Raw genomic sequence first — 353 nt, forward strand, 5'->3', positions numbered from 1 at the left:
CCCGCATACAGGCAACAGCGAAATCCTCGCCCCCACAGTTGAGGGAAGAAATGCGGTAATCCTCCCTCGGTATCAGCCGCCCGTTTTCATCAAGGGTGGGCTTCATGGTAAACTCGTCATGCTCAAATGTGAGGTAGGCTTCCGCTGCGCCATAGTCAGCATTTTTAGAGCTGATATGTTTGAATGTTGCCAACAGCGTCACCCACTTTCTGCAAGACTTCAAACTTTAGGGCAGCAAGGTCGGAAACCGCCGCCCGTACCTCCCCGGCAAGCTGCGGGTAGGGGCTGTGCCACTCGTTCAGCGTCCGGGCTATCTGGTTTAAGTTGCCGCCGATCCTGCCGTATTCGGCGGT

Annotated in this window: 1 protein-coding gene and 1 pseudogene; both read right to left on the reverse strand. The window is 55.8% G+C overall.

Annotated features, from left to right (window positions below):
* Window positions 1-193, reverse strand: a pseudogene (locus DWY93_RS17700) (relaxase); the annotation flags it as partial.
* A partial coding sequence (gene mobC, locus DWY93_RS16325) for a plasmid mobilization relaxosome protein MobC (protein WP_117472708.1) occupies window positions 165-353 on the reverse strand: 189 nt, incomplete at its 5' end. The gene mobC and the pseudogene DWY93_RS17700, both read right to left, overlap by 29 nt.

Origin of the sequence: Clostridium sp. AF28-12, assembly GCF_003435225.1 — a bacterium.
Lineage (GTDB): Bacteria > Bacillota > Clostridia > Lachnospirales > Lachnospiraceae > Pilosibacter > Pilosibacter fragilis.